This is a genomic window from Psychrobacillus sp. FSL H8-0483, from assembly GCF_038637725.1.
GTDB lineage: Bacteria > Bacillota > Bacilli > Bacillales_A > Planococcaceae > Psychrobacillus.
On sequence record NZ_CP152052.1, the window covers coordinates 2,074,254 to 2,101,075 of the forward strand.

Sequence of the window (26,822 nt, forward strand, 5' to 3'; positions counted from 1 at the left end):
GCATTTCCATCCCGGTCATAAATCCCGGTGGAAATGCTTTACATTTGATTCTTATACGAATTGAATACTGAGCATTAATGCTATATATCCAGAAAAAACAGCTAAAACACTCATAATAAATGAAAATAATGGTGGCATTTTTCTAATAAAGGAAAACACACTTAGAACGAAGAATAGACCTGCTAAGATTATTAATAAAATGCCATTCAAACCTAGTACAAATTGAACGGAGAATACGCTCTGTATAGGTTGTTCTAAGCCAAAGATGCTGAAAAATTGTATCAACGTATCCGTACTTAATAAGGAATCTACAATATGTGGAGGAGACTGTTGGCTCAATGCTCCTGTTGCCGCAAAAATAAGTAGGATGATAAAAAACTCAAGCTTCGTCCAGGCTCTCGGATCCATATTAGAATCCTTACGCAGTTTACTCTTCATCAATACACCATTGATAAACGCATATCCAATCAACGGAAGAATAAGTAAATGTTTAATAAGTAAGCTTTGCCCATAAGGAATCATCCAAGTGCTAGGATACACCTTCCAATCCATCGCAAAATTCATTAAGGATAATCCCGTAATGACAATAATGGCAAAACTAAAAATTGCTGTAACATGGAACCAACCTAAAAAGCTGAGCCAGTTCTCTTTATTTTTGGAAAACCAACTAACGACAAATAAAATTCCAACCCAAATTACAACAGTTGCAAAATGAACAGTATGTGTAATTAAACCTTGCAATCCGTAAACGGAATGCGCATGGCTTGTCCACCCTACTCCTATCATTAACAAGAAAACAAAGAAACTGCCGATTAGTGGATAAATACTCTTTTTTTTATGATCAAATATCAGAATAAACAATCCCAATATAACGCTTAAAATAAATGTCATTAACCAAGCTTTTCCGACCTCAAAAGATAGGAACAATGTTTTTAAGACATAAGGAAGATTATAGTCCTCCAATAAGTAACTTACGATGCTTAATATAGGTATAAATGAAAACAATGTAATACCTACCACTGCTATTAGTTTATATTTTCGAGGAACAACTATTTCTGGTTTCTTATCAGATGGAATGAGTGAAAAAATATAGTTCCCTAATAACAACGCAAAGCATGTGTATAATAATGCTTCGCTAATTGTAGTTAGAAGAAACATCATTTATTTTTTCTCCGTGCCATCCACCATGCACTACCAGCAAGCACAAGAACTAAAACAACAATGATGCTAATCATTCCTGTATTCGACGATTCTTTTGTTTCTGTTGGTGTCGGTGCTACGGAAGTTGTTTCTGGTTCATTTGTCACTTCTACTTCAGTTTCAGTAACTTCCTCTTCTACTGTTGTATTATCCGCAATTGGAGCATTTAATGTAAATGCTACTTCCCCTTGTATTGGATGTCCATCCGCACCGATGATTTTCCATGCGATTGTGTAATCTCCATTGTTTAATTGATCAACTGAACCTGTCATGGACGATTCAGAAACGATCAGATTATTTATGGGGAAAACTTCATTATTTGCATTTTTTAATTCAAATGAACTTGTCTGTTCGATTTTGGATTCAAATGTTAGCGTAATATCATTTAATTGCTCTGTAACAGTGCTTCCGTTTGCTGGATTGGAGCTTTCTAAACCAGTGTGTGCAAGTGCTTGGTTTCCGAAAAGGAATAAGCATGCAATTGTAGCTAATAGTATTTTTTTCAATTTTCTTTCCTCCAAAGCTTTAATTCTAGATTTGTATATCTGCATTAATACTTATACCACATAGTTTTGAAGAAAGTATGAAATTTGAATTTTTATATCCATTCATGTATTCTATTGAAGTAATTATATTTAAATATGGGAGTGAATGGAATGGCAAAATCAATGGCTAAACGGAAACGAGAACATCTGTTTCGAACTGTTGGGAAAGACGTCACTATAATGCGAAATGAAATCGATTTTAGTACGCATGTACGTAAGACAAAAACTAAGAAGGAAAAGCAACAACAACAGCAAAACAAACATAAAAAGCATTTCCGACAAGGTATGGTACCTGATGGAAATGCTTTTTATTATGCTTCAGTAGTTTGAGAATGAAAAGTAACTCCGCGTTTTTTCGTTTGAAATAGAAAAAAGGAAGACAATGAAATACTGATTGTACCAAACACTACTGCCATATATGCTAGGCCAATAAGATCGAGAAGTGCTCCAGCGGATAGCAATACGACTTGGAACGATATACGGTCTAACATACTGCGAAATGAAAAGAATCGTCCATGATACGCTTTAGGTACTTGCTTTTGGAAAATAGTCAGTGCTGTTGGGAAGAAACAGCCAATTGAAAATCCTAAAAGCGCAAAGCTAAGTAAAGTTAAGTATGGATTTTCTACAAAGAATAATAGGATTTCCGCGAATCCTATGAATAATACAAAAGTAAACAATATGTTCTTTGTTTTCCATTTCTGTCCGATATACTTAACAACGAGTGTTCCAATCATAAAAGAGATACCTTCGACTGCATAAATTATTCCTTTGATGGAGGTAGATTCTTGGAGTTCGCTAACATTAATGACAATTAAGTTGAACGACCCTAAAAACAAGACCGGAATGAGCGTTAAAATAAGTGTCATAAGCACCGGAGTATTCTCCTTAAGCATAGGAAACACTTCCTTAAACCCATTCTTCCCTTTTTCCACGTCTTGAGCTTCTTTTTCCTTTTCCTCTATTTTTAACATGTAAGTAAATACTAATAGTACCGCATACGCAATCATCGAAAGGATATACAAAGACTGAATTGGCCAATAAACTAGTGCAAGACCAGCACTTGCAGTTCCAGCAATTCGAGCAATTGTTGCAATATTCATATGCCAACCATTCAATTGTAATAAATCTCGCTCTTTTACGATCAATGGCAGCGTTGCTTGTAACGCGGGAAAATAAAAGGATGCAGATATCTGTAAACTAATTAAAAATAAAAGCATCCACCAAATAGACCCTGTTTCAATAGCTACGAACATAAATAAAACACTGAGAACTCTACCAATGCCTGAAAGAATTAAAACTGTTTTTTTCTTCGATTGATCAATTATTTTACCAGCAAGTGGACCGGTTAAAACACCTGCTAACAGACCACTTGCTAGTATTAATGATTTATGGAAATCAGAAGGCACTTTTTCTTGCATAAACTCCAGATTACCTATGATGCCACTCCATAAACCAAGTCCTGCTATTAACTCCCCTATAAGTACTATCCAAACATTCTTATTTCTCCACATAATATACCCTTATTGTTCCTGTTCGACTGTTTTTTTCCAAACTCGAACAAGGTGTCCATCTTTATCTACATCAACAACAAATGATCCATTGGAATATCGATCAGAAGGACGGAATGTATTCGTCTGAATAATTTCTTGTAGTCCTTTTTCTGTTTCTATGACAATTTCATTATTTCTATCTGCTAGAACAACAGCAAACACACGATGTGCATTTGTTTTTAACTCTCGAAGTGTAACAATTCCTCGTTTCGCTCGTGCTCCAGATTCCACTTCATTTAGTGCCATTTTCTTTACAGCCCCGCGTTGGGTAACTAACATGATATCTTCGTTACTTTGTTGAGAAATCACATTTACACTTACTACATAATCGTCCTCTTTTAAATTTATCCCTTTTACGCCGCCTGTTTTTACCCCAGTTATCGGCACTTCATCTAAGGAGAAGCGAACTGAGTAACTGAAGTGTGTCGTAAATAATACTTCGTCAGACGGTGATACAAGCTGTGCAAGTATTAGTTCATCATTCTTTTTCAAATTAATAGTCTTGATCGGACGAGCGTAGCGCTGAACGACATAATCGGATAGTAAAGATCGCTTAATTTGACCTTCTTTTGTTGCAGTAAGCACACATAAATCAAGATCAAAGGAATCAATACCAATTACATTAATGATTGTTTCATTGGCTTCTAATGGCACAATACTAGAAATATGCTGACCTAGATCTTTCCAACGAATATCTGGTAATTCATGCACTGGCTGATAAATGTAGTTCCCTCTAGAAGTAAAGAGAAGTAAATGGTGTTGTGTATTGATTGGTTTTTGGAATAATAGGTAATCGGATTCTTTTATTGCAAAATCCTGTCCATTCGATGCCGTATAGGATCTTAAACTAGTACGCTTCACATAGCCATCTTTTGTGACAGTCACGATTACTTCTTCACTTGGAATTAGAACGTCTAGCGTTACTTTAATTTCTTCAATTTCATTTTCAATAATGGATTTACGTGTTTCTGCAAATTGTTTTCTTACTTCTAACAGCTCTTTCTTGATAACCTTCATCAGAACCGATTCTTTTCCTAGAATACTTTCTAATTCTTTTACAAGAGCATTTAATGACTTTTCTTCTTTTTGAAGCTCCGTAATATCGGTGTTTGTTAATCGATATAACTGTAAGGAAACAATTGCTTCCGCTTGAGCCTCAGAGAAGTCATAAGCGGTCATTAAGTTGTTTTTTGCATCTTTTTTATCTTTAGATGCACGGATCGTTCTAATAACTTCATCAAGGATAGATAAAGCTTTCATCAGACCTGCGACGATATGCAGACGTTCCCTCGCTTTTTTCAAATCAAATTCTGTGCGACGCGTAACTACTTCTTTTTGATGATTGATATAAGAGTCTAGCATTAGTGGCAAAGTCATCATCGTTGGTCGACGGTTATGAATGGCAATCATATTGAAATTGTACGTTACTTGAAGGTCGGTATTTTTAAATAAGAATTGTAAAATACCATGTGCATCTACTTCTTTTTTCATTTCAATGACGATACGTAAACCTGTACGGTCGGACTCATCGCGAACGTCCGCTATACCATCCAAACGTTTATCATGACGCTGTTCATCTATTTTTTTGATTAAATTTGCTTTGTTAACTTCAAAAGGTATTTCTGTAACGACAATTTGTTCTTTGCCGCCTTTAATCGTTTCAATTTCTGTTTTAGAACGAACGACAATTTTTCCTTTTCCAGTCTCATATGCTTTTTTAATGCCTTCTACCCCTTGAATAATACCACCGGTTGGGAAATCAGGTCCTTTGATGACAGTCATCAATTCATCTACAGTTGCAGCTGGATTTTCCATACGCATTAACACGGCATCAAGTGCTTCATGCAGTGCGTGTGGTGGAATATCGGTTGCATATCCTGCAGAAATCCCTGTTGATCCATTAACGAGTAGGTTTGGAAAGCGTGCTGGCAACACAATTGGCTCCGAATCAGAATCATCAAAGTTTGGAATATAGTCAACTGTATTTTTATTAAGATCACGTAATAATTCATGTGAAATAGAAGAAAGCCTCGCTTCGGTATAACGCATTGCAGCTGGTGGATCACCATCGACAGATCCATTATTACCGTGCATTTCGATCAGCATATGACGAAGTTTCCAATCTTGACTCATACGAACCATCGCTTCATAAACGGAACTATCTCCATGGGGATGATAGTTACCGATAACATTTCCGACTGTTTTGGCTGATTTTCTAAATGGTTTGTCATTCGTATTGCCTTCTTGAAACATAGCAAACAAAATTCGACGCTGAACAGGTTTTAAACCATCTCTAGCATCTGGTAACGCGCGGTCTTGAATGATGTACTTACTATAACGTCCAAACCGGTCACCTATCACTTCTTCTAGTGGTAAATCTTGATAACGTTCGGTTTGTGTCATACTAACTCATCCTCCGTGTGAATTCTTTCATTTTCTAAGATATTAGAATCATCCTCTAAACTAAAGTTTACATTTGCTTCAATCCATTTACGACGTGGCTCTACTTTATCTCCCATAAGTGTCGTTACATGTCTTTCCGCACGAGCGCCATCTTCAATTGTGACACGTATTAAAGTACGAGTTTCCGGATTCATCGTTGTATCCCATAATTGGTCGGCATTCATCTCTCCAAGCCCTTTGTAGCGTTGAAGCGTGGCTCCTTTACCAATTTTTTGGATGGAAGCATTTAATTCTTTTTCCGTCCAAGCATATTCAAATACCTCTTTTTTACCAAGCCCTTTATATACTTTATATAGAGGTGGAAGGGCGATATAAATCTTACCATTCTCAATTAATGGCTTCATATAACGATAGAAGAATGTTAATAATAGCACTTGAATATGTGCACCATCTGTATCAGCATCGGTCATGATAACGACTTTATCATATGCGATATCTGCTATTTGAAAATCAGCACCAACACCACCACCGATTGCGTGAATAATTGTCGCGATTTCTTCATTTTTCATTATGTCTGCGAGTTTCGCTTTTTCAGTATTAATAACTTTTCCTCGTAGTGGTAGGATTGCTTGGAAGGTGCGGTCTCGACCTTGTTTTGCTGATCCTCCAGCAGAATCCCCTTCGACAAGATACAGTTCATTTTTAGCTGCATTTCTTGATTGAGCAGGGGTTAGCTTTCCAGATAACAATGTATCCGACCGTTTCCGTTTCTTTCCGTTACGAGCGTCTTCTCGTGCTTTACGTGCAGCCTCACGAGCTTGTTGCGCACGAATCGCTTTACGAATTAAAGAAGCAGTTAGTTCTGCATTTTCTTCCAAAATATACTGTAATTTTTCTGAAATAACCGCATCTACTGCACTTCTTGCTTCACTTGTTCCTAGTTTTCCTTTTGTTTGTCCTTCAAATTGCAAAATATTTTCAGGAATTCGAACGGAAACAATGGCAGAAATTCCTTCTCGAATATCTGAGCCATCTAAGTTTTTATCTTTTTCTTTTAATAAACTCGTTTTTCGTGCATATTCATTAAATACTCTAGTTAAAGCGGCTTTTGCACCTGTTTCGTGTGTTCCACCATCTCGGGTACGTACGTTATTCACGAAAGACAAAATGGTTTCGGAGTATCCGTCATTAAATTGAAAAGCAAACTCTACTTCAATTTCATCATGTGCACCTTCCATGTAAAAAACAGGGTGTAACACGTCTTTTTCTTCATTCAAATAAGAAACGAAAGCCTCTATTCCCGTTTCATAGTAAAAAATATCATGAGCATCTGTACGTTCATCCTTCAGTTCGATTTTAAGACCTTTCAGAAGAAAAGCAGACTCTCTCAGTCTTTCACATAGGGTTTCATAATTATATTTCACTGTTGAGAAGATTGTGTTGTCAGGAAGGAAGTGAACGGAAGTTCCTGTTTCCTTTGTGGTACCAATTTGAGTTAATGATTGGACTAGTTTCCCGCCGTTTTCAAATCGTTGCGTGAACTTTTTGCCTTCTCGATGAATGATTACTTCTACAAATGAAGACAATGCATTTACTACGGAAGCACCTACCCCATGAAGTCCACCACTTGTTTTATATCCGCCTTGACCAAATTTTCCACCAGCGTGTAACACGGTAAAAATGACTTCAGCTGTTGGTATACCGGTCTTGTGCATCCCTGTAGGCATTCCACGACCGAAATCGCGCACGGTAATACTTTGATCTTCATGAATCGTCACACTAATATGATTTCCGAATCCAGCTAGGCTTTCATCTACTGAATTATCGACGATTTCATAAACTAAATGGTGTAAGCCACGGGCATCAGTAGACCCTATGTACATACCAGGTCTTTTACGAACGGCTTCTAACCCTTCTAATACCTGAATGTCATCATCACTATAACTGGTTAATATTTCTTTTTTACTCAAATACGTTCCCTCCAAAAAACAAAACATCTGTTCTTTATTCTTTTTAAGCGTACAAACAGATCGTCATTATGTCAATAGCTCTGGAGCAAAGGCCAGAGCTTAATTGTAACTTAAATATTTATAAAAATGCAATCTACCCTTAACTAGCATTCTCTGTTCGCATACATAATTCCTTCTTTACTCTGAATAAAACTTAGCATACATGTTAAATATAGGAATTTCAATAGACACATCGAGTAAAACTTAGAGAGCTACTCCAAGAATCTTTTTTGAAAGTGGTTCTACAGATCTTAAAAGAACTTTGTTTTGATCTAGAGCTAGTAATGAACTCAGTTGGCTATTTTCTTTCCATTGAACATACATTCAAGTACATGGTAAACTAAGAAAGTTAACTATATTATTAGACTGATAATTTAAAGGAGTTTGCTATGACTATTATCATTTTGCTTTTACTTGCGTATGTAATTGGTTCAATCCCATCTGGACTGTGGGTCGGAAAGTTATTTTATAATATCGATATCCGACAACATGGTAGCGGAAATTTAGGTGGTACGAATACGTTTAGAACACTTGGTAAAAAAGCAGGATTAGCTGTTACAATTATGGATATTCTAAAAGGAACAGCTGCGACATTAGTTGGTACATTAGCTATATTTGAATCTGCTCCTATTCATCCATTATTACTTGGAATTCTAGCTGTTGTTGGCCATATGTATCCTATCTTTGCAGGTTTCAAAGGTGGAAAAGCGGTAGCAACTTCAGGTGGAATACTTCTAGGCTACAATTGGCCAATCTTTGTTATTTTAGTTGTAGGGTTTTTTATTATACTAAAGATTACTAAAATGGTTTCTTTAACGTCGATGATTCTAGCAATTATAGCATTTATTTATTCTATAGTTTATTACTTCACGGTTGAAAAAGATTGGCCGCTAATCGCAATTGTTACACTATTAGCTGTATTTATCTTTTATAGACATCGGGCAAATATTAAACGGATAAAAGATGGAACAGAGCCTAAAGTAAAATGGATTTAACCTAATGAAAGCTTGGTGAGTCTTATGAAAATTTTCATCTCTTCTGATGCTTTGGAATGGTTCCATGGCGAAATGGAAGCAACTAACGGAGATACGATTCGATTTTATGCCCGTTATGGTGGGTCAAGCCCTGTTCATGATGCATTTTCACTTGGCGTAACGAAGGATACACCCTTTGAGCCATCTGCAACTGTGCAAATCGAACATATTATGTTTTTTGTAGAAGAACGTGACGAGTGGTATTTCGATGGCCATGATTTGTATGTAGAAATAGATTCAAAGTTAAACGAATTAGCATATGTATATAAAAAAGCGTGATGATATCACGCTTTTTTTATTTAAATCGTTTTAGTCGGTCCAAATGTCCTTCTTTTTCCATAATCTCATACTCATAATGGCCGAATAGATCAAAATGTGGATAATTTTCTTTCCAATCAATCCATTCCTCTTTTAGCCCGTATTGTTTACCCCATTCAATCAGAACAGTAATATTGCTACAGCCAACTTTTGTCACTGTATTGCATCCTGGAAATCGCTTGTCTATCCAATAATGGGTTAGAAAAGCGATTTGTCCGTTTTTTACTTGACGTTTCCACTGATCTAATTCACTTCTTGTTATTCCAAAAGCCATTAAAGGAGTACCTTTGCAACTTCATTATATTTTGCATCCCATACCGGATCAATTTTCTTTAAGGATACAGGTCGAAAACTGTCTTTTTTTACGACAACATGCTCTGATGTTGCGGTGGATGCAATCGTCCCATCCTTATGTACAATTTCGTATCCATAGGTAGTACGCAGCTTTCCATGGCTTTCAATCCATGTACGAATGGTCACTGTTTCTCCGTAAGTAACCGATGTTTTATAATGCACGTTTACATTTGTAACGGGAGATAAATAACCATCTTTTTCAAGTCCGGCGTATGAAAATCCTAAGTCTTTAATGAGCTGTGTTCTTCCTATTTCTAGCCAAATGACATAATTGGCATGATACACGACACCCATTTGGTCTGTTTCCGCATAACGCACTTCTATTTCTTTTTCACTTATAAACATACGATCGTCACCTCTATGTTATTATACCAAAAAAGCTGTAAAAGTTTGGTTTACAGCTCTTTGGGTCAATTATATAACATCGAGATGAAGTAATATTCTATACTATAGCTAGTTCGTGCAGTCTCTTCTTATCAATTTTGCCAACAGCAGTCCGAGGAAGTTCTTCTAGAATATATATCTTCTTCGGTACTTTATAGCTACCAAGTACCTGTTTACAAAAATTTAATAGCTCGATTTCGTCCATTTCACAAGCTACCTTACTAGAGACGAACGCAGTCACAGATTCTCCCCATTTTTCATCTTCCACACCAATTACGGCTGCTTCATGAACGTTAGGATGCAATACTAAACATTGCTCCACTTCCTGAGGATACACGTTTTCTCCACCTGAAATAATCATCTCTTTTTGTCGTCCAACAATATAATAATCTCCGTCTTCATCGAACTTTGCGAGATCGCCCGTTTTTAGCCAGCCATCCACGAACGCCTTGCTTGTCTCCTCTTCATTGTTCCAATACTTTGTAAATACATGTTTCCCAAATATATAAAGCTCTCCTACTTCGTTTGTTGTACATATTTCCCCAAAGTCGTTCATAATTTTTATCTCATTAAATTGCATACACTTCCCTACTGCTCCTTTTTTCCTCTGAGCAACTAGTGGATCAATAAAGAAATTGTTTGGGCCTGCTTCTGTAAGTCCATATCCTTCTTTAAATAAAATACCCTTTTCTTCAAACCTTTGATAAATCGTGTGCGGACAAGGTGCACCACCAGATAAAAAGGCTTTTACAGTTGGGAATGTAGCTGTCTTAATATATTCTGTATCAAGCATCGCTTGATACATAGTTGGTACAAAGAGGGACAAAGTTGTTTTATATGTATTCAAAGCTTTCGACGCCTCTTCTGCATGAAAACGACTTCCTAGTACAACTGTTCCACCTGCCATTAAAATGGGGATACAAAGTGCATTTAATCCTCCTGTATGAAACATAGGCATATAATTTAATGTACAATCGGAATCATTCAGTCCCCAACTTACAATCGTATTTATGGCATTCCAGTTTACAGCATCAAAAGAAAGGACTACCCCTTTAGGATTTCCTGTGGTTCCCCCTGTATAGATAATGAACCAAGCATCTGTCGAGAGCCAATTTGTATTAGTAGGAGGAGCAAATGCTTGAACATCTAGAACACTTGAATAAAGTAATCGTTTTACATGTTGAAAGTTATCACTTAATTGCTGATGTTCTTCGTCGTGAATGATGAGTATTGGTTTACAGTCTTCCAAAATTTGAGCTAATTCCGATGTACTCAAACGATAATTCAGAGGTACGTACAAAAGACCTTTTAAGCCGCACGCGAATAAAATGGCAAATAGCTCTATTCTATTTTGCGATAGAACAACTACCCGCTCGCCTTTAACGTAATTTTGCTGTTGAAAATAATGACCCCATTTAGAAATATGATCAGTTAACGTTTGATAGCTCCATTGATCCCCTGAATTACTATCTATTAAAGCAATTTTTGTTGGAGACAGTGCTGCTCGTTTATAAATCCAGGATTGTTCTGTATACAATTTGCACCGCCCCTTTCATTACATCATGATCCCGCCATCCACTTGTAGTACATGACCATGTACATAGCTAGATTCATCAGATGCTAAAAATAAGTAAGCATTCGCTATATCTTTTGGTTCTGCAAGTCGTTGCAAACCGATAACAGATTTCATTTGATCAATGATTTTTTCCGGCATTTTAGCTACCATAGATGTTTTCGTAAAGCCAGGCGATACAGCGTTTACATTAATGTTTTTTCGTCCTAACTCTTTTGCCCATGTTTTCGTCATTCCAACAACCGCTGCTTTTGAGGCAGCATAATTTGTTTGACCAACGTTTCCATATACACCACTTACGGAAGATGTGTTGATAATCTTGCCATAACCCTGTTCAATTAAATAAGGGACTACAGCTTGTGTGCAATTAAAAACACCCGTTAAATTAACATCTAACACACGAGAGAAGTCTTCTGCTGACATTTTTGTTAGCATGGCATCTCGTGTAATTCCAGCATTGTTTACTAATATATGAATCTGTCCAAACTGATCTAGTGTTTGCTGAACAAGTGCATCGACACTTGTTCGGTTTGCCACATCTACTTGAATAAATTTCACTATGAAACCCTTATCTGTTAGTTCTTTCTCTTGTAATGCACCTGTCGCTACATCGTAATCCGCTAATACGACTTTAGCGCCTTCTTCCGCAAAACGTAGAGCTGCAGCCAAACCAATTCCGTTTGCAGCTCCTGTGATAATGGCGACTTTATCTTTTAATCTCATTGTACATTCTCCTCCTAAAATCAAATTCTCCTTGGAAAATTGACTTAGATTTTTTCTTCCGCCTCTCCACGATCAGCTTAGATGAAAACAGTGCACCATTCTTGCTCGGTGAACTCCTTTACAAAATATGTGGAATACGCCGGAGGATTTGGGCCACAGTCTGTTGTTACTTAGGTTTGCCACAAAGATTCTTTTGCGGTACTTAGCTGCTGTTATAAACACAGATACTCAAATTTATTAGTATTCACCACTCATCTTATAGAAGTGGGTGACTTATACTAGATGAGGTTAGAAACGTTTCAATTCGATCCGTTAACTGCTCCAAATCATCGATTAATGGAGAATGTCCACAATTGACTAATGGTATATACGTCGCAACATTTCCTAAATCTGCAACGATTTCTTGAGTCATCTGTTCTGTGACAACATAGTCCCGGTCACCCCTTAATATTAGAACAGGTGGCGCAATGTCTTTTGCCTGATTTGTTCCATCAGATACTCCATTATGCTCTGCACTTATATTAAACGTGTTTAAAGCATGATACACATCTGCTAGATTTCGTTGCGTTAACATGTCATCTACATAGGCGTCATAATGCGCTTCACATGGTTGATTATGCGAATAAATAGCGACATTCCAAACTGCCTTTAGTCCTTCTCTATTCCTTGTATCATATAGTCCCTGTATAGCAAGTGTTTTAGAAGGATCAGATTCAATTTCCATTACTGTTTGTAATCGATGGTTAAAGTCTGGGGTTCCATCTGCATTTGCACCGAAAAACGGGTACCCTCTAGTGGAAGCAGATGCTAGTAGGATAAGCCTTTCGCAATAAGTAGGATAATCGGCTACAAACTGCATACAAATAGCGCCACCTGTTGACCACCCGATTAAATGAAAGTTTTTTAAGGACAATTGATCAACAAATTCCTTTAAATCATCGGAGAAATCTTTTATTCCTTGTATGCGTGTATGATAAGATGATTCACCGAAACCTCTTAAATCGATTGCATAAATTGTATACACGGGATCAATTGCATCGATTAATACATCCCAATGCTTAGACGAAGTCATATTCCCGTGTACTAACACAATTACTTGCTCCCCACCTGGACGTTCTCGATAAGCGATTGATTCTCCATTTGATAATAAAACTTTTTGTAACGTCATATTCCAACACTCCCTTTCTGTTTCCCCCATTGAATTGCTACTGCTCCCCATGCGTATCCGATTCCTGCACTAACTAAAATAGTTAAATCTCCGTCTTTTAATTTTCCGTTTTCTTGGGCTAATTCTAATGAGATAATTTGATCCATCTGTCCAATATGGCCATAGTCGCTTAAATAAATGGACTGTTCTTCCGTTAAGCCCAATTCATGTAATACGAAATCATGCGCCGATTTTTTCATATGAAGAATAGCTAAATAATCTATTTCTTTTTCTGTGTAACCACTTTTCATTAATGCATTTCGAATAACGTTTATAAAGTTTTGCATTGACTTTTGTTCCAGTCTTGTTTTCATGCCTTCTGGATCTAACACATCTAATCGATATAATCCTTTTTCTAAATGTTCGGAGGTAAGGGGTTCTTTTGTTCCTCCTACCGGTACGACTACATCTTCCGAGAAGGATCCATCCGTCAGTATATCGAACTCTAACACAATGTTTTCAGGATGATCTTTTTTCAAGATCATCGCTGCTCCACCTGCTCCTAAGTTAAACATGAAACGTGTGCGTTCGTTTGTATAATCAATGAAATCACTATTCCGATAGCCTCCAGCTAGTAAAACGGTATTGATAGAGGAATCCGATTCCATCATACTTTTTGCCACTTTCATCGCCATGATTGTAGTTCCACATCGTAATGCAACATCAAAGCCCCAGGCATGATAAGCCCCTAATTCCTCTTGCATTTTAATGGCAGCAGTCCATAAAGGATACTCCTTATGTTCCTCCCCAATATAGATAATTAAATCAATTGTTTTCGGATCGATATTGCCCTTTTGAAGTGCTTTTTCTGCGGCACGTATTCCCATTGCAACGGTATGATCATCTGGTCCAGGAATAGGTTTTTGGGTAATCCCCATCTTCGTTTTAACAACCTCCAGTGGTAAGTTGGAGAGATTCGCTATTTCCTCCGCAGTCATTATGTGTTCGGGGATATAAACTCCAGTACTAACTATCCCAATCGTCATTTTACTAGCTCCCTTCTTTTAGGAGTGGGAACATCTATTTTCAGGCTTTTATTTTTTCGTTTCCAAAAAGCATATCGAATAGTCCCTACAATCCCTCTTGGGAAGAAAATAACAGCTAGTATATATACAATTCCAAAGAAAATAATCCATCGTTCAAATATTGGATGTTCTTTCGCGAGACCCGATAAATAATGTTGGGCCAGTTCAATGACACCTGCGCCAATAATGGGTCCTATTAGCGTTCCAACACCTCCGATAATCGTCATGAGGAGGGCATCCAGTGTAATGTCCATTGTCAGTACGCTTGTGTTTACAAAACGTAACGAAACAGCATATAAAGAGCCTGCTAAACTTGCAACAACTCCAGCAATGACAGAAGCAATTACTTTATAGTACAGTGTTTGAAAACCTAATGACTTAGTTCGTTGTTCATTTTCACGTACAGCAATGAGCACTCTTCCTAGTGGAGATTCCACAAATCTACGTAAGAGAATGAAAATGAGCACTAAGCAAGCAAGGACAAGTAAGTAGAACATCATGCGATCTTTAAAAAACTCTGGAGCGCGAAAAGTGAAACCATCATTACCATGTGTAAGTGTTCTCCATTTTTCTGCCAGTACTAAAAACAGTCCTGATACAGCCATAGTAAGCATGGCAAAGAAATGACTCTTTAATCTTAATGTAAGTAAACCGACTAAAAAGCTAATCACTCCTGCAATAATCATACCGACTACAATGGATAAGAAAAACATGCCTAACGATGCTTCGAAATTATTAAGCATAATTGCTGTCGCATAAGCACCCATCCCAAAAAACATGGCATGACCAAATGACACGATCCCTGTATACCCAAGTAAAATATCATAACTCATTGCTAAAATGGAGAAAATGAAGATTTGTGTAAGTAAAATTGTCCATGTTCGGGAATCTGAAACAAATGGAAATATGGCAAGCGCAACTACTAGTACCAGCAGTATACCGTTTTTAAGTTGAAATGCTGACTTCATTTCGCATCATCCTTTCGCTGTAAACAAACCTTGCGGACGGAAAATTAATACAACTGCCATAAGCATCATATTGACCGCAAGTGATAGTGCAGGAACATAGTACGCCATAAAGCTGCCTGCTAGCCCAACAAGAATTGCTGCAAGGAGAGAGCCAGGAAAACTTCCCATACCACCAATAACCACCACAATAAAGGCAAGAATAGCAAATTCCATTCCCATTTCTGCATAAATAACACCAGAATAAGGAGCCATTAAAACGCCACTTAGTGCAGCAAGCGCTGCTCCTGCCATAAATACATATAAGAAGACTTTTTTAATATTAATACCAAGAGCTTGCACCATCTCTTTATTCATCACACCAGCGCGGACAGTTAAACCAATTTTTGTTCGTTTTAAGATAAACTGAAATATCCCAAAAACAACAAGCCCGACAATAATGATAAATAAGCGATATTTTATAATAATAACGTCACCAATTTCCCAGCTTCCAGCTAATAAAGGAGGCGTTTTTGCAGGGATTTGATTTGGACCGAAAACCACCTTTAACATTTCAGATAATACAATCATAAAGCCTAATGTAATCAATATTTGTTGCACATGATTGCCATAAACAGGAGTTATAATCAGTTTTTCTGTTATAAATCCAAGCACGATTCCGGTTAAGACGGCTCCGATAATCCCTAAAGTAAAACTATTTGTCATTCCATAAAACCAAACACCAGAAAAAGCTCCCCACGCAAACAGCCCGCCATGAGCAAAATTTAATACACTCATTAATCCGAAAATTAAGGTTAAACCCGCAGCAAGTAGAAAAATAAGCATTCCTGTTGCTAAACCATTGATGAATAAATTAATAATTAGCTCCATCCCATTACCCCCTTACCCAATTCCTAAATACTTACGTTTCAACTCTTCGTTTTGTACTAATTCGCTCATGTGACCAGATTGAACGGTTTCCCCATCATCGATAAGTGTATATGTATCTCCGATTCTACTAGCCATCATAAAGTTTTGTTCCACAAGAATGATCGTTGTTTGCTTTTTCATTTCTACTATAGCTTCCATTACTTTTTCGATAATAACCGGTGCAAGTCCTTTAGATGGTTCGTCTATTAAAAGCAATTTACTATCGTTAACAAAGGCACGTGCCATGGATAACATTTGTTTTTGACCACCAGATAAATGTCCACCGTCTTTTTTCCAATACTTTTTTAAGTCGGGAAAAAGCTCGAGCACATATTCTTGTCTTGCCATTGCTGCATCATCTTCTTTTCTCATCGCTACTTTTATATTTTCTTCTACCGTCAAGGCCCCAAAAATCCCTTGATCCTCTGGTACGTACCCAATCCCGTTAGATGCAATAAGATGTGTAGCGTTTTTGGTAATAGACTTTTCATTAAAGGTAATAGAACCAGAGGTCGCTGGCGTTAAACCCATGATCGTTTTTAACGTAGTTGTTTTCCCCGCACCGTTTCTACCTAATAACACACTTACTTCACCAGCTTTCGCCTTGAAGGAAACACCTTGTAAAATGTGATATTGACCTATATAAGTGTGCACATTATCTACCTTAAGCAAGGTGCTCATCGTATAACCCTCCTAAATAAGCATGTTGTACAGTTTCATTGTCCATTATTTCTTTAGGGGTACCGTCCGCAAGTAATTTTCCATTAAACAGCACCATAATGGAATCAGATAAATCCATAATCATATCCATTTTGTGTTCGATCAATAAAATCGTCTTTTCCCCTGTTTGTTTAATCAGTTTAATAACATCTAGAATGGCTGGTACTTCCTCTAAAGACATTCCAGCAGTAGGTTCATCCAGCAACAATACTTCTGTATCTAGCGCTAGTAACATGGCAATTTCAAGCTTTCTTTTTTCCCCGTGCGATAGTTGGTTGGCAAAGGAATTGGCTTTACTTGATAGTAATACCATTTCAAGTAAAGCTTCTGCTTGTATATGCAAATTCTTATAAGCGGTGAAATGACGAAACATCTGATATCGTATGTTCTCTTTAGATTGAACGGCTAATCGAACATTTTCAATGACCGTAAGATTGGGAAATACATTGGTAATTTGAAAGGACCTACCTAGTCCTTTTCTTGTACGCTCAACGGAAGAATATTTAGCCATAGATTCTCCTCTAAAAAAAACATCTCCCTCTGTAGGTTTTAGCTCCCCACTTATTAAATTGAAAAATGTCGTCTTCCCAGCCCCATTTGGCCCAATAATGGATTTGAAATGCTTTTCGGGCATAACAAAGTTCACGTGATCTACAGCAGTTTGACCGCCAAACTTTATCGTTAAATTCTCGGTTTTTAGTATAGGTTCCATCAAATAAACTCCTTTCATCTGTCGCTCTCCATACCATAGAGAGATCTATAATATGGAGAGTGACAGACCTAAATAAATTAGGTCGTCACTCAAAATTACAAGTTTTTAAGGTATTCTTGGTTGCCGCTCTTAATAAGTCAACGTCTTACTTATTGTTTAAAATCGGTGGTTCAGTTTCTTCCGGGGACAACTCTCTAATTAGAACTGGTACTGGATAAGGAACCCCGTCTTGTTTTTCTAATTTTATGGAATAAAGGGTTTGCAGTGCTTGATGATCTTCTGGTCGGAAAGTCATTTTTCCTTTTGGTGTTTCAAATGAAAGACCTTCCATTATTTTGATCAGTTCCGTTCCATCTGCATTACCTTCTGATTTTTTCAGTGCCTCTACAATTGCAATAGCCGCTGACATTCCACCTGGAGTGAATAAGTCAGGCACTGCACCGTCGAAACGTTTTTTATGTTCGTCTACTAACCAATCATTAATTTTATTTTTTGGTAGCGTATGATAATAGACGGAGAAGCCTTCCATTCCAACTAATGGCTCCATAATAGAAAGTGCCGGAATATCAGGTGCTCCTGTAGAAATTTTGATCCCTTTTTCTTGCAATTTTAAGTCTGCAATTTGGTTCCAAGGAGAATTTGCTCCTGCCCAAATGACAAATAGATAGTCCGGTTTTTCTTGGATGATTTTTTGTAAATTAGATGTGAAATCAGTCGCTGCTGGATCAGCAAATTCCTCCAGTACCACTTCTGCTCCTAACTTTTCTGCAGCCGTTTTAAATGCAGCTACGCCGTCCCAACCAAAGGAATAATCTGGTGCAAATGTTGCAATTTTCACTCCTGGTTTTGCAATTGCCGCAGCACCTGCTACTGCATCTTGTGAAGAGTTACGTCCTGTTCTAAAAATATACGGATTAAATTCTGAACCTGTAATACTATCTGCAACAGCAGGTTCAACTACCATAATCTTTTTATACTCTTCCGCTAGTGGAAGAACAGCTAATGTATCACCTGAACTCGAAGAACCTACTAGAAAATCAACCTCATCTTCTTCTAGTAACTTAGTTGCCTTTTGTACAGCAACTTCTGGTTTTGTTTCAGTATCTTCAAATACAACTTCAATTTTCTTACCTGCGACTTCCATTGTTCCGTTAGTCGCGTATTCAAGACCTAATTCAAATCCATTTTTTGTTTGTTTTCCATAAGATTCTAGCGCTCCAGTTAAAGATGCAAGCACACCGATTTTAATCGTACCTGCTTCTTCTGTCACTTCACTTGAAACAGGAGTTGTCTCTTCCGTTGTTTCTTCCGTAGTTTGCTCTTCCTCTTTCGGTGTAGTTACAGCTTTTTCACTACAAGCCGCACTGAAAATCAAAACAAACAAAAGCGTCAGCAGTAATCCCAATTTTTTTGTCATGTAAATCCCCCTTCTAACATTTTGTAAGCGTTCTCATGCTTCTACCCAATGGTACAAAAGAGTAGTTACAAAAGAGTTACAAAAACCCCCTTATGTAAATCTTTTGCGACGAGCTTAGCGCAGGAGTGAAAGGTTGTATATTAAGTAGTTAGACAAAAGAACTCAAAAAGAGCAGAAAGAAAATTCTCTCTGCACTCATCCATAACTCCTAATCATTTCATACATTTGTATCGTTGTATTCATCGGTTCGATGTTTAATTCTGCTTCTAATACAGCAACACATCGTTCATACCATTTTACCGCTTGCGTTCTGTTTTGCTGCTGATAAAATGCATACATCATCAGTCGGTAAGCTTCTTCCCACGTAGATTCTATTTTTAAAAGTTTTTGTGCATAGAAAATTGTTTTCTCAAATTCTTTTAATCTGGTATATGTTTGAGCCAATCGTTCTAAGGCCATTACATATTGTTGTTGCGCTTTTTCTCGCTCATGTAATATCCAATCGATTGTAGACTTATCTTCTAGCAGTTCGCCTTTATATGCTTTAACCGCTTTTAATAACAGTTCCTTACATACATGAGGATCTTTCTCTTCTAAGCCTTTTTCTACACACGTTTGAAAAGCTTCTAAATCACTTTCAATAATTGCATCTGGATTTAGACGGTACATGGACTGCTTTCGAATAATAAAATAAGATTCTTCTCTTGCTATACGATTAGGTTCAAGTACTTTTAATAAGGAGTTAAGTGCAACTTTAAAATCTCGATTCATCGTCTTTTCGTCGCTTTCCTCCCATAATGCACGCATTAACTCTTCCTTAGGTACAAAGCGTTTTTTTTGCAAGTAAAGATACGTTAGTAATTCTTTCGATTTATCCCTTTGCCATTTTCGTTCATTGATTTCTTGATTGCCCATAAAAAGTGAAAATGGACCAAGCAATTGAAGCCTCAGCTGATACCCAGGATAGGTGATATGTGGTTTAATATTTAACCGATTTGCAAGTACTTGGACTTGACTATTGCTTGGTAATAACTCACAAGCTTTTTGTATTACCGGATAAATCATCTGTAAGTCAACTGGACCAAAGACAGTTTTGTTTTGAAGAAAAAATAATAAATCATGGCGTAGACATATCTCTACAAACCTTTGTGCATGATCTATAAAAGATGCATCCTCCAGTAAACGAGTGTACATACACATTAACCAATAATTCGATATCATTTCCCCATACACATCGCCATTACTCGTAAAAAAGTCATTTGCTTCGCGACTTGTTAGTACTGCTTTTTCTAAAAGATCATTTTCAAAATAAACAATTGTCAAACCTAGTAAGATATAAGCAGAAAGCCAGTAATCATTACTTTTAATCGTTTCACGCAACCCTTGTTCTCCGTATGAAATCGCTTCTTGAACTCGCCCTTGTCTCGACTTTAATATAGAGAGGCCCATATATGGCTCTGCCTTTGCTCTCGAAACGTTTAACTCGTCCATAAGTTGAATAGCCTTGAGATAGCACGTTTCAGGAGTTTCCAAGTCGAATGGGTCAACTAATATTTCTGCATGACCTTTTCGGGTCCACCCTACCGCTTCTACAAAGCCTGACTTTTCTTTGATTCCCATCTCAATTCCTCTCATAGCAGACCGTTTTGCTGCATCGATATTACCAGTAAGCGAATAGATAAAGGAGAGTAGTACATCTGTTTCCCGGTGAGAATCCGGTAAACCTACATCATCTCGAATGCGAGTTTCTAGCACTTGCTCTGCTTCATCTAACATACCAGTCCGCAAAAATATTCGTGCGTCTAGGTTACCTTCTTTTAATATAGCGGCATCTAACTGTTCCTGTATGACCCAATCCTTTGCATCATTTGCCTTCCCAAGATTCACTAAGTTTTCAGCTAGTAGCCTTTTTAAAAACATTCTTTCTGCAAAGTTATCCTGACTTTTATCAGCCCATTTGATTGCTTCTTCTAAATAAGGTTTTGCAAGTGCTGGTTGGATTGTATCCAAATAAATATGTGCAAGCCCTGCATTTGATCTGCTGACAAACAAAATATCTTCTTTTCCTGTAGCTAAAGCTAAACAAGTCTCATATGACTTTCTTGCTTTCTCATAATAGGCTCTGTAACGATGACATTCGCCTTCAAAATAATATAACTCGTAAAATTGTTCTCTTGTTTGAAGAGAAAAGTTGTCTTTCATTAAATCTAATAGCCAGTCAAACTGTCCAGCCTGAATCATAGAATTAGCTGATAGGACGAGCATTTGACCAAGAAATAATTCGTCATTTGCTTTAACAGCATGATAGATTGATTGAACTAAATTATGTTGTTCTTTAAAATAATGTGCTGCTTGTTTTTGCATGTCATAGTATAGCTGTTTATCCTTTTGTAGCCATTTCGTTTCTAAAAACTGTTGAAACAACGCATGAAACCGGTATGCATTCGTACCGCTTAAAGATTGTATAAATGCATGACTACTTGTTAATCTTTCTAAATGTTGGACCTCTGCTTCTCCAAAAAAGTCTCTAATTTCTTGGAATGTAAACAATGGGAAAATACTGAAGTTTAATAAGGATTGCTGGTCTTCTGCAGACATTAATAAAAATACTTCCTCGGACAAATACGAAAACAAATCTTTTAAAGCTGGATCAATTAATTGTGTAATTTGCTTATTCGTCTCAGTTACCTGTAGCGCTATTAAATGAATAGCAATTGCCCATCCTTCTGTTAAATTCATTATTTTTGCAGCTTCTTCACTTGAAATCGTTTTATCAAAATAATCTTCGAAAAACACTTGGATTTCCTCTTCCGAAAACATGAAATCTGCTTCTTTTAATTCAACTAGTTGTCCACCTAACTTTAGTTTTAATAAAATAGACCATTTTGGCCGTATGCGTGAAGCAACGACTAAATGTATATTGGGTGGTAGAAACTCGATAATTTTCTCCACTATATAATTTATGTGAAATACGTGATCGACAAGATGAAAATCATCTAGCACAATTGAAAATGGATTATCGATGCTTGCAAGTTCATTACTAAATAAGGAGTACCATCGTGTTAATTCGGTCTCTTTTGGATACATAGAGAGTAAATCTTTATCCATGAGAGTCTTGCCAAAAGTAGGAATTACTTTTTGTATACTTTGAACTAAATGCCTTATAAAAGGGAGAATATCATCATCTTCTTCAGTAATCGTATACCATGAGAACAATTCTTTAGAATCTGTAAAATATTGTGCGAGTGCAGAACTTTTACCAAAACCCGCACCACTATGTAAAAGGGAAAGTTTCTTATCCACATTAGATTTTAACTTCTTAATTAAGGATGATCTTCTCATATAATAAGAAGATGGGATAGGTGGGGTTAGTTTTGACATAATAATTGTAGTATTTACCATACTTCACCTCCATCTACAAAATTAGTTAAACATATCGTATCATATTAATATTCAAAATTGAATGCAAATTCAGATTTATTTACACGTTACACGAACATGTTGTTACCCGTCGAAAATCCGCACTCTTTCCGCGGACGAACTGCTAAACCACCTAACTCGCAAGCTCGTTTAAGGGGTTCTTGGGAGTCCGTTTTTCCTCAGGAGTATAGCGGAGTTTCTTCACAAAATATGCTTCTATAAATAACAACCTAACTTACCAAAGCAAAAGTATTAATTATATTAAGGGAGTTTTATCTGATTGTTGAAAATGTTATACTATTATAAGAAATATATGACAAGAGAGGAAGATTAGATGGAGTTTCCTATACTAGATACAGAACGTTTGAAGTTAATAGAGATTAAGGAAGATCACGCATCTAGGATTTATTCAATCTTTTCAAACAAAGAAGTGATTAAATTTTACGGTATGTCCCCTTTTACCGAGGAAGAACAAGCTGTAAATTTAATTAAAACTTTTTCCACTAATTTTCAACAAAGAAGATCTATGCGTTGGGGAATCGTACGAAAAGATACTTCTCAATTTGTTGGGACGGTTGGGTTAAATAATCTCCTGATCTCAAACAAGCGTACAGAAATAGGATATGAGCTTTCACCAGAGCATTGGAGAAAAGGGATTATTAGTGAGGCTGTAGAAGCCGTTATTCAATATTGTTTTGAAGAGTTAGATATATATCGTATAGGAGCGGTTACATTTCCAGAAAACGAAGCATCCTATAAACTTCTACTAAAATTAGGTTTTCAAAAAGAGGGTTTGTTAAGAGGATATCTATATCAAGACAATCAATCACATGATGCATTCGTTTTTTCATTAATAAGACCTGATTGGGTTAAATGATCATTATGTTGTAACTCGTTGAGTAAAGGTGTTTTTTGTTCTATAAAAAGGACCTACAGATTGGTTAATACAAACGCCTAGATATCGAAGTTTTTAATAAAGAAGAGTACGAAGCTAAATAGTTAAAAAGATTAGAAGGATTTTTATAGACGTAATCTATTGCTGATTACGTCTTTTTACTTTGTATACTTCTTTGGATATTCCAAAATCGTTTTTCTTATTTTTATGCTCTTTTTAAATAAATTACTAGTTCCTGCTTGTACACATCATCTTCTATGTAGTGATCTAAATTGTGGAAATCATACTTGAAGTGACCACTCGGAAATGTTACACTCTCTCCTTGCGCAGCAGCTAAAATACCCGCTACATCATTTGACACCAGTTGAAAAAGCTCCTGTCCATCTTCAGTTAAAACAAATACTATTTGCATTTTGTCACACCTCCTTCACCATTATACCTGTAATAATATAGACAGTCGCTAACAAAAAAGCATGTTATACTGTTTCTTAATATTACTAGTTGTATCAGTGTATGTACATAAAATTAAGATAAAGCTAAAAATTCCTTTAGTTCAGCTTAAACTGTTCTAAAAATAGCTATACGCAAAAAAAGGACCTAATTCACTTAGAATTAGGTCCTTTCCTGTTGACTTATGCTTCTAGCATTTTGTTACGTAATACCATTTGAAGGATACCACCGTGACGGTAGTAATCTACTTCTACTTCTGAGTCGAAACGAGCAAGCACGTCGAATACTTTTACAGAACCGTCTTCTGCTTTAGCTGTTACTTTTAAGATGTCGCGAGGTTTAACACCTTCTGCAATGTTTACACTGATTTCTTCTTTACCAGTTAAGCCAAGTGTTTCAGCATTTTCACCTGGTAAGAAATTAAGTGGTAAAACACCCATCATTACTAGGTTTGAACGGTGAATACGCTCAAAACTTTCCGTAATAACTGCTTTAATGCCTAAAAGGTTCGTTCCTTTAGCTGCCCAGTCACGAGATGATCCCATTCCGTAATCTTTCCCGCCAATTACTACTAATCCAGTACCTTCTTCTTGATACTTCATTGCTGCATCATAGATAGACATAATTTCGCCAGTTGGCCAGTAAGTAGTGTATCCACCTTCTGTACCAGGAGCAACTTGGTTACGGATACGGATGTTTGCAAATGTACCGCGCATCATTACTTCATGGTTACCACGTCGTGAACCATAAGAGTTAAAGTCACGAATTTCTACGCCATTTTCGCGCAAGTATTTACCTGCAGGAGTATCTTTACCAATCGCACCAGCTGGTGAAATATGGTCAGTCGTAATAGAATCACCGAATTTCGCCACAACACGAAGGCCAGCAAGCGTTTGGATATCACCAGGCTCTTTAGATAGTCCTTGGAAGAATGGTGGGTTTTGAATGTAAGTTGATTTATCATTGAATGAATATAGAGATTCAGTTGATGTTTCAATTGCATTCCACGCTTCATTCTCATCAAATACACGTGCATATTCTTTTTGGAATAATTCACGAGTAACAACTGTTGAAAGCACTTCGTTTACTTCTTCTGTAGATGGCCAGATATCAGCAAAGAATACTTCGTTGCCATCTTTGTCTGTACCAAATGAATCTTTTTGTAAGTCGATATCTACTGTACCAGCAAGAGCATAAGCAACAACTAGTGGTGGTGATGCTAAGTAGTTCGCTTTTACAAGTGGATGTACACGACCTTCAAAGTTACGGTTACCAGAAAGAACTGAAGTTACGAATAAATCTTTCTCAATGATTGCTTTTTCAATTTCAGGAAGTAATGGACCGGAGTTACCGATACATGTTGTACAGCCGTATCCTACAGTATTGAAGCCAATTTCATCCAAGTATTTGTTTAATCCTGAATCTTGTAAATAACCAGTAACAACTTTAGAACCAGGTGCTAAAGATGTTTTTACGTAAGCAGGAACAGTTAATCCTTTTTCAACTGCTTTCTTCGCAACTAAACCAGCAGCTAACATAACATACGGGTTAGATGTGTTTGTACATGAAGTGATTGCAGCGATAGCTACAGCACCAGTTGGAATCACAACATCTTGATCCGCAAATTTAGCAGTTGCAGTTTTATCGAATTCTTTTTCTGATAAACCGAAACCTTGTGTACCTTGTGGAGCAACAACTGCTTCATGGTAACGAGCTTTCATATCAGTAAGTGGGATTAAATCTTGTGGACGTTTTGGTCCAGAAAGGTTTGCTACGATATCTCCAAGATTAATTTCCACTACATTTGTATAAACAGGTTCTAGAGTTGGATCAAAGAACATATCATTTGCTTTTAAGTAAGCTTCTACTACAGCAATATGTTCTTCGTCTCGTCCAGTTAGACGTAAATAGTTGATAGATTCTTCATCGATTGCAAAATATCCACATGTAGCACCATACTCAGGAGCCATGTTAGCAATTGTCGCACGGTCAGCTAATGGTAACTTAGATACTCCAGGTCCGAAGAACTCAACAAATTTACCAACAACACCTTGTTGACGTAAAACTTGTGTCACTTTAAGTGCTAAGTCAGTTGCAGTTGTTCCGTTTGGAAGATCTCCAACTAATTTAACTCCGATTACTTCAGGAATTGGGAAGTATGAAGGTTGACCAAGCATTCCAGCTTCTGCTTCGATACCACCTACACCCCATCCAAGTACACCAAGACCGTTGATCATCGTTGTATGAGAGTCAGTACCTACTACTGAATCTGGGAATGTTTCTAATGTTCCATCAGCACTTTCGTTCACATGAACGATTGGAGCTAAATACTCTAGATTTACTTGATGAACGATACCAGTTGCTGGTGGTACAGCACGGAAATTATCATAAGATGTTTGAGCCCATTTCAAGAAATTATAGCGCTCTGCATTACGTTCGAACTCAAGGTCCATATTTGCTTGTAGTGCACTAGCAGTACCGTATTTATCTACTTGTACAGAGTGGTCGATAACAAGGTCAACTGGAATAGCAGGGTTGATTTTGTCTGGATTTCCTCCCATTTCGTTCATTGCTGAACGTAAAGAAGCTAAATCTACTACTACTGGTACTCCAGTAAAGTCTTGTAGTACAACGCGTGAAGGTTTAAATGGCACTTCTGCTTCTGGGTCTGCATCTTTCCCCCATTTTGCTAGTTGTTCAACGTGCTCATCTTTAATCACATAACCATCATGTTGACGTAATACAGATTCTAATAAAACTTTAATTGAATATGGAAGGCGTGATACATTTGCGATTCCCGCTTCTTCCAATGCAGCTAAACGGTAATAGTTATATTCTTTACCATTTAGTGAAAAAGAAGTCCGGCTGTTGTGTAAGCTACTCTTTGCCATTTATATTCCTCCTAATATCTATTGAAAAGACTCTTTACAAGCGACTTTTCTCCAATAATTATCATACGTGAATATCCTCGATAAGTAAATTACATTAAAATTATTATAAGTCATA

General features: G+C 37.0%; 23 protein-coding genes. 4 read left to right on the forward strand and 19 right to left on the reverse strand.

Features of this window, described 5'->3' with window-relative positions:
- Nucleotides 1-51 precede the first annotated feature (51 nt).
- Entirely contained in the window at nucleotides 52-1,161 is a 1,110-nt protein-coding gene (locus tag MHB48_RS09900) for a CopD family protein (RefSeq protein WP_342597939.1), read from the reverse strand.
- Entirely contained in the window at nucleotides 1,158-1,706 is a 549-nt protein-coding gene (locus tag MHB48_RS09905) for a copper resistance CopC family protein (protein WP_342597940.1), read from the reverse strand. Before MHB48_RS09905 ends, MHB48_RS09900 begins: the two co-directional genes overlap by 4 nt.
- 150 nt (nucleotides 1,707-1,856) lie before the next feature.
- On the opposite strand from MHB48_RS09905, the gene MHB48_RS09910 reads away from it, so the two are divergent.
- On the forward strand, nucleotides 1,857-2,075 hold the full coding sequence (locus tag MHB48_RS09910; RefSeq protein ID WP_342597941.1) for a hypothetical protein: 219 nt from the start codon (nucleotides 1,857-1,859) through the stop codon (nucleotides 2,073-2,075).
- Here the strand turns inward: MHB48_RS09910 and MHB48_RS09915 are convergent.
- Genes MHB48_RS09915 through parE form a run of 3 tightly spaced genes read right to left on the reverse strand, consistent with a single transcriptional unit; the run spans nucleotide 2,057 to nucleotide 7,671 of the window.
- On the reverse strand, nucleotides 2,057-3,259 hold the full coding sequence (locus tag MHB48_RS09915) for an MFS transporter (protein ID WP_342597942.1): 1,203 nt from the start codon (nucleotides 3,257-3,259) through the stop codon (nucleotides 2,057-2,059). The genes MHB48_RS09910 and MHB48_RS09915 overlap by 19 nt on opposite strands.
- Before the next feature lie 9 nt (nucleotides 3,260-3,268).
- A complete protein-coding gene (gene parC / locus MHB48_RS09920; protein WP_342597943.1) occupies nucleotides 3,269-5,701 on the reverse strand; it encodes a DNA topoisomerase IV subunit A in 2,433 nt (810 codons plus the stop codon).
- Nucleotides 5,698-7,671 carry a DNA topoisomerase IV subunit B gene (gene parE, locus MHB48_RS09925; protein WP_342597944.1) on the reverse strand — a complete coding sequence of 658 codons (1,974 nt, stop codon included), beginning with the start codon at nucleotides 7,669-7,671 and terminating at the stop codon, nucleotides 5,698-5,700. Before parE ends, parC begins: the two co-directional genes overlap by 4 nt.
- A 428-nt stretch (nucleotides 7,672-8,099) precedes the next feature.
- Between parE and plsY the strand changes: the two genes are divergently transcribed.
- The gene (gene plsY, locus MHB48_RS09930; RefSeq protein WP_342597945.1) at nucleotides 8,100-8,705 is read left to right on the forward strand and encodes a glycerol-3-phosphate 1-O-acyltransferase PlsY; all 606 of its coding nucleotides are present in this window, start codon (nucleotides 8,100-8,102) and stop codon (nucleotides 8,703-8,705) included.
- A 24-nt stretch (nucleotides 8,706-8,729) separates the two neighbouring features.
- Nucleotides 8,730-9,023, forward strand: coding sequence for a HesB/YadR/YfhF family protein (locus MHB48_RS09935; RefSeq protein WP_342597946.1), 294 nt, complete (start codon nucleotides 8,730-8,732; stop codon nucleotides 9,021-9,023).
- Between the two features lie 16 nt (nucleotides 9,024-9,039).
- On the opposite strand, the gene MHB48_RS09940 is transcribed toward MHB48_RS09935, so the two are convergent.
- From MHB48_RS09940 to MHB48_RS09995, 12 genes are all read right to left on the reverse strand, one after another.
- Nucleotides 9,040-9,336: a hypothetical protein gene (locus MHB48_RS09940; protein ID WP_342597947.1), complete on the reverse strand. Its 297-nt coding sequence runs from the start codon at nucleotides 9,334-9,336 to the stop codon at nucleotides 9,040-9,042.
- Entirely contained in the window at nucleotides 9,336-9,761 is a 426-nt protein-coding gene (locus MHB48_RS09945; protein ID WP_342597948.1) for a thioesterase family protein, read from the reverse strand. Before MHB48_RS09945 ends, MHB48_RS09940 begins: the two co-directional genes overlap by 1 nt.
- 97 nt (nucleotides 9,762-9,858) lie before the next feature.
- Complete coding sequence (locus tag MHB48_RS09950) at nucleotides 9,859-11,337, reverse strand: AMP-binding protein (RefSeq protein ID WP_342597949.1); 1,479 nt, start codon at nucleotides 11,335-11,337, stop codon at nucleotides 9,859-9,861.
- 18 nt (nucleotides 11,338-11,355) lie between these two features.
- On the reverse strand, nucleotides 11,356-12,096 hold the full coding sequence (gene fabG, locus MHB48_RS09955; protein WP_342597950.1) for a 3-oxoacyl-ACP reductase FabG: 741 nt from the start codon (nucleotides 12,094-12,096) through the stop codon (nucleotides 11,356-11,358).
- Between the two features lie 256 nt (nucleotides 12,097-12,352).
- Entirely contained in the window at nucleotides 12,353-13,264 is a 912-nt protein-coding gene (locus tag MHB48_RS09960) for an alpha/beta hydrolase (protein ID WP_342597951.1), read from the reverse strand.
- Complete coding sequence (locus MHB48_RS09965) at nucleotides 13,261-14,289, reverse strand: 3-oxoacyl-ACP synthase (protein ID WP_342597952.1); 1,029 nt, start codon at nucleotides 14,287-14,289, stop codon at nucleotides 13,261-13,263. The genes MHB48_RS09960 and MHB48_RS09965 overlap by 4 nt, the downstream gene beginning before the upstream one ends.
- Complete coding sequence (locus MHB48_RS09970; protein ID WP_342597953.1) at nucleotides 14,286-15,296, reverse strand: branched-chain amino acid ABC transporter permease; 1,011 nt, start codon at nucleotides 15,294-15,296, stop codon at nucleotides 14,286-14,288. Before MHB48_RS09970 ends, MHB48_RS09965 begins: the two co-directional genes overlap by 4 nt.
- Nucleotides 15,297-15,302: 6 nt before the next feature.
- On the reverse strand, nucleotides 15,303-16,163 hold the full coding sequence (locus tag MHB48_RS09975) for a branched-chain amino acid ABC transporter permease (protein WP_342597954.1): 861 nt from the start codon (nucleotides 16,161-16,163) through the stop codon (nucleotides 15,303-15,305).
- Nucleotides 16,164-16,175: 12 nt separating this feature from the next.
- Entirely contained in the window at nucleotides 16,176-16,883 is a 708-nt protein-coding gene (locus tag MHB48_RS09980; protein ID WP_342597955.1) for an ABC transporter ATP-binding protein, read from the reverse strand.
- The gene (locus tag MHB48_RS09985; protein ID WP_342597956.1) at nucleotides 16,867-17,634 is read right to left on the reverse strand and encodes an ABC transporter ATP-binding protein; all 768 of its coding nucleotides are present in this window, start codon (nucleotides 17,632-17,634) and stop codon (nucleotides 16,867-16,869) included. The genes MHB48_RS09980 and MHB48_RS09985 overlap by 17 nt, the downstream gene beginning before the upstream one ends.
- A gap of 145 nt (nucleotides 17,635-17,779) precedes the next feature.
- Nucleotides 17,780-19,051: a substrate-binding domain-containing protein gene (locus MHB48_RS09990; protein WP_342597957.1), complete on the reverse strand. Its 1,272-nt coding sequence runs from the start codon at nucleotides 19,049-19,051 to the stop codon at nucleotides 17,780-17,782.
- 195 nt (nucleotides 19,052-19,246) lie between these two features.
- Complete coding sequence (locus MHB48_RS09995; protein WP_342597958.1) at nucleotides 19,247-22,453, reverse strand: BTAD domain-containing putative transcriptional regulator; 3,207 nt, start codon at nucleotides 22,451-22,453, stop codon at nucleotides 19,247-19,249.
- Nucleotides 22,454-22,805: 352 nt separating this feature from the next.
- Here MHB48_RS09995 and MHB48_RS10000 point away from each other — a divergent pair, with 352 nt between their 5' ends.
- On the forward strand, nucleotides 22,806-23,348 hold the full coding sequence (locus tag MHB48_RS10000; protein ID WP_342597959.1) for a GNAT family N-acetyltransferase: 543 nt from the start codon (nucleotides 22,806-22,808) through the stop codon (nucleotides 23,346-23,348).
- A 223-nt stretch (nucleotides 23,349-23,571) separates the two neighbouring features.
- Here the strand turns inward: MHB48_RS10000 and MHB48_RS10005 are convergent, their stop codons facing one another.
- Together MHB48_RS10005 and acnA are read right to left on the reverse strand one after the other, a co-directional pair.
- Entirely contained in the window at nucleotides 23,572-23,778 is a 207-nt protein-coding gene (locus MHB48_RS10005; protein ID WP_342597960.1) for a thymidylate synthase, read from the reverse strand.
- 220 nt (nucleotides 23,779-23,998) lie between these two features.
- A complete protein-coding gene (gene acnA / locus MHB48_RS10010) occupies nucleotides 23,999-26,707 on the reverse strand; it encodes an aconitate hydratase AcnA (protein WP_342597961.1) in 2,709 nt (902 codons plus the stop codon).
- Nucleotides 26,708-26,822 lie beyond the last annotated feature (115 nt).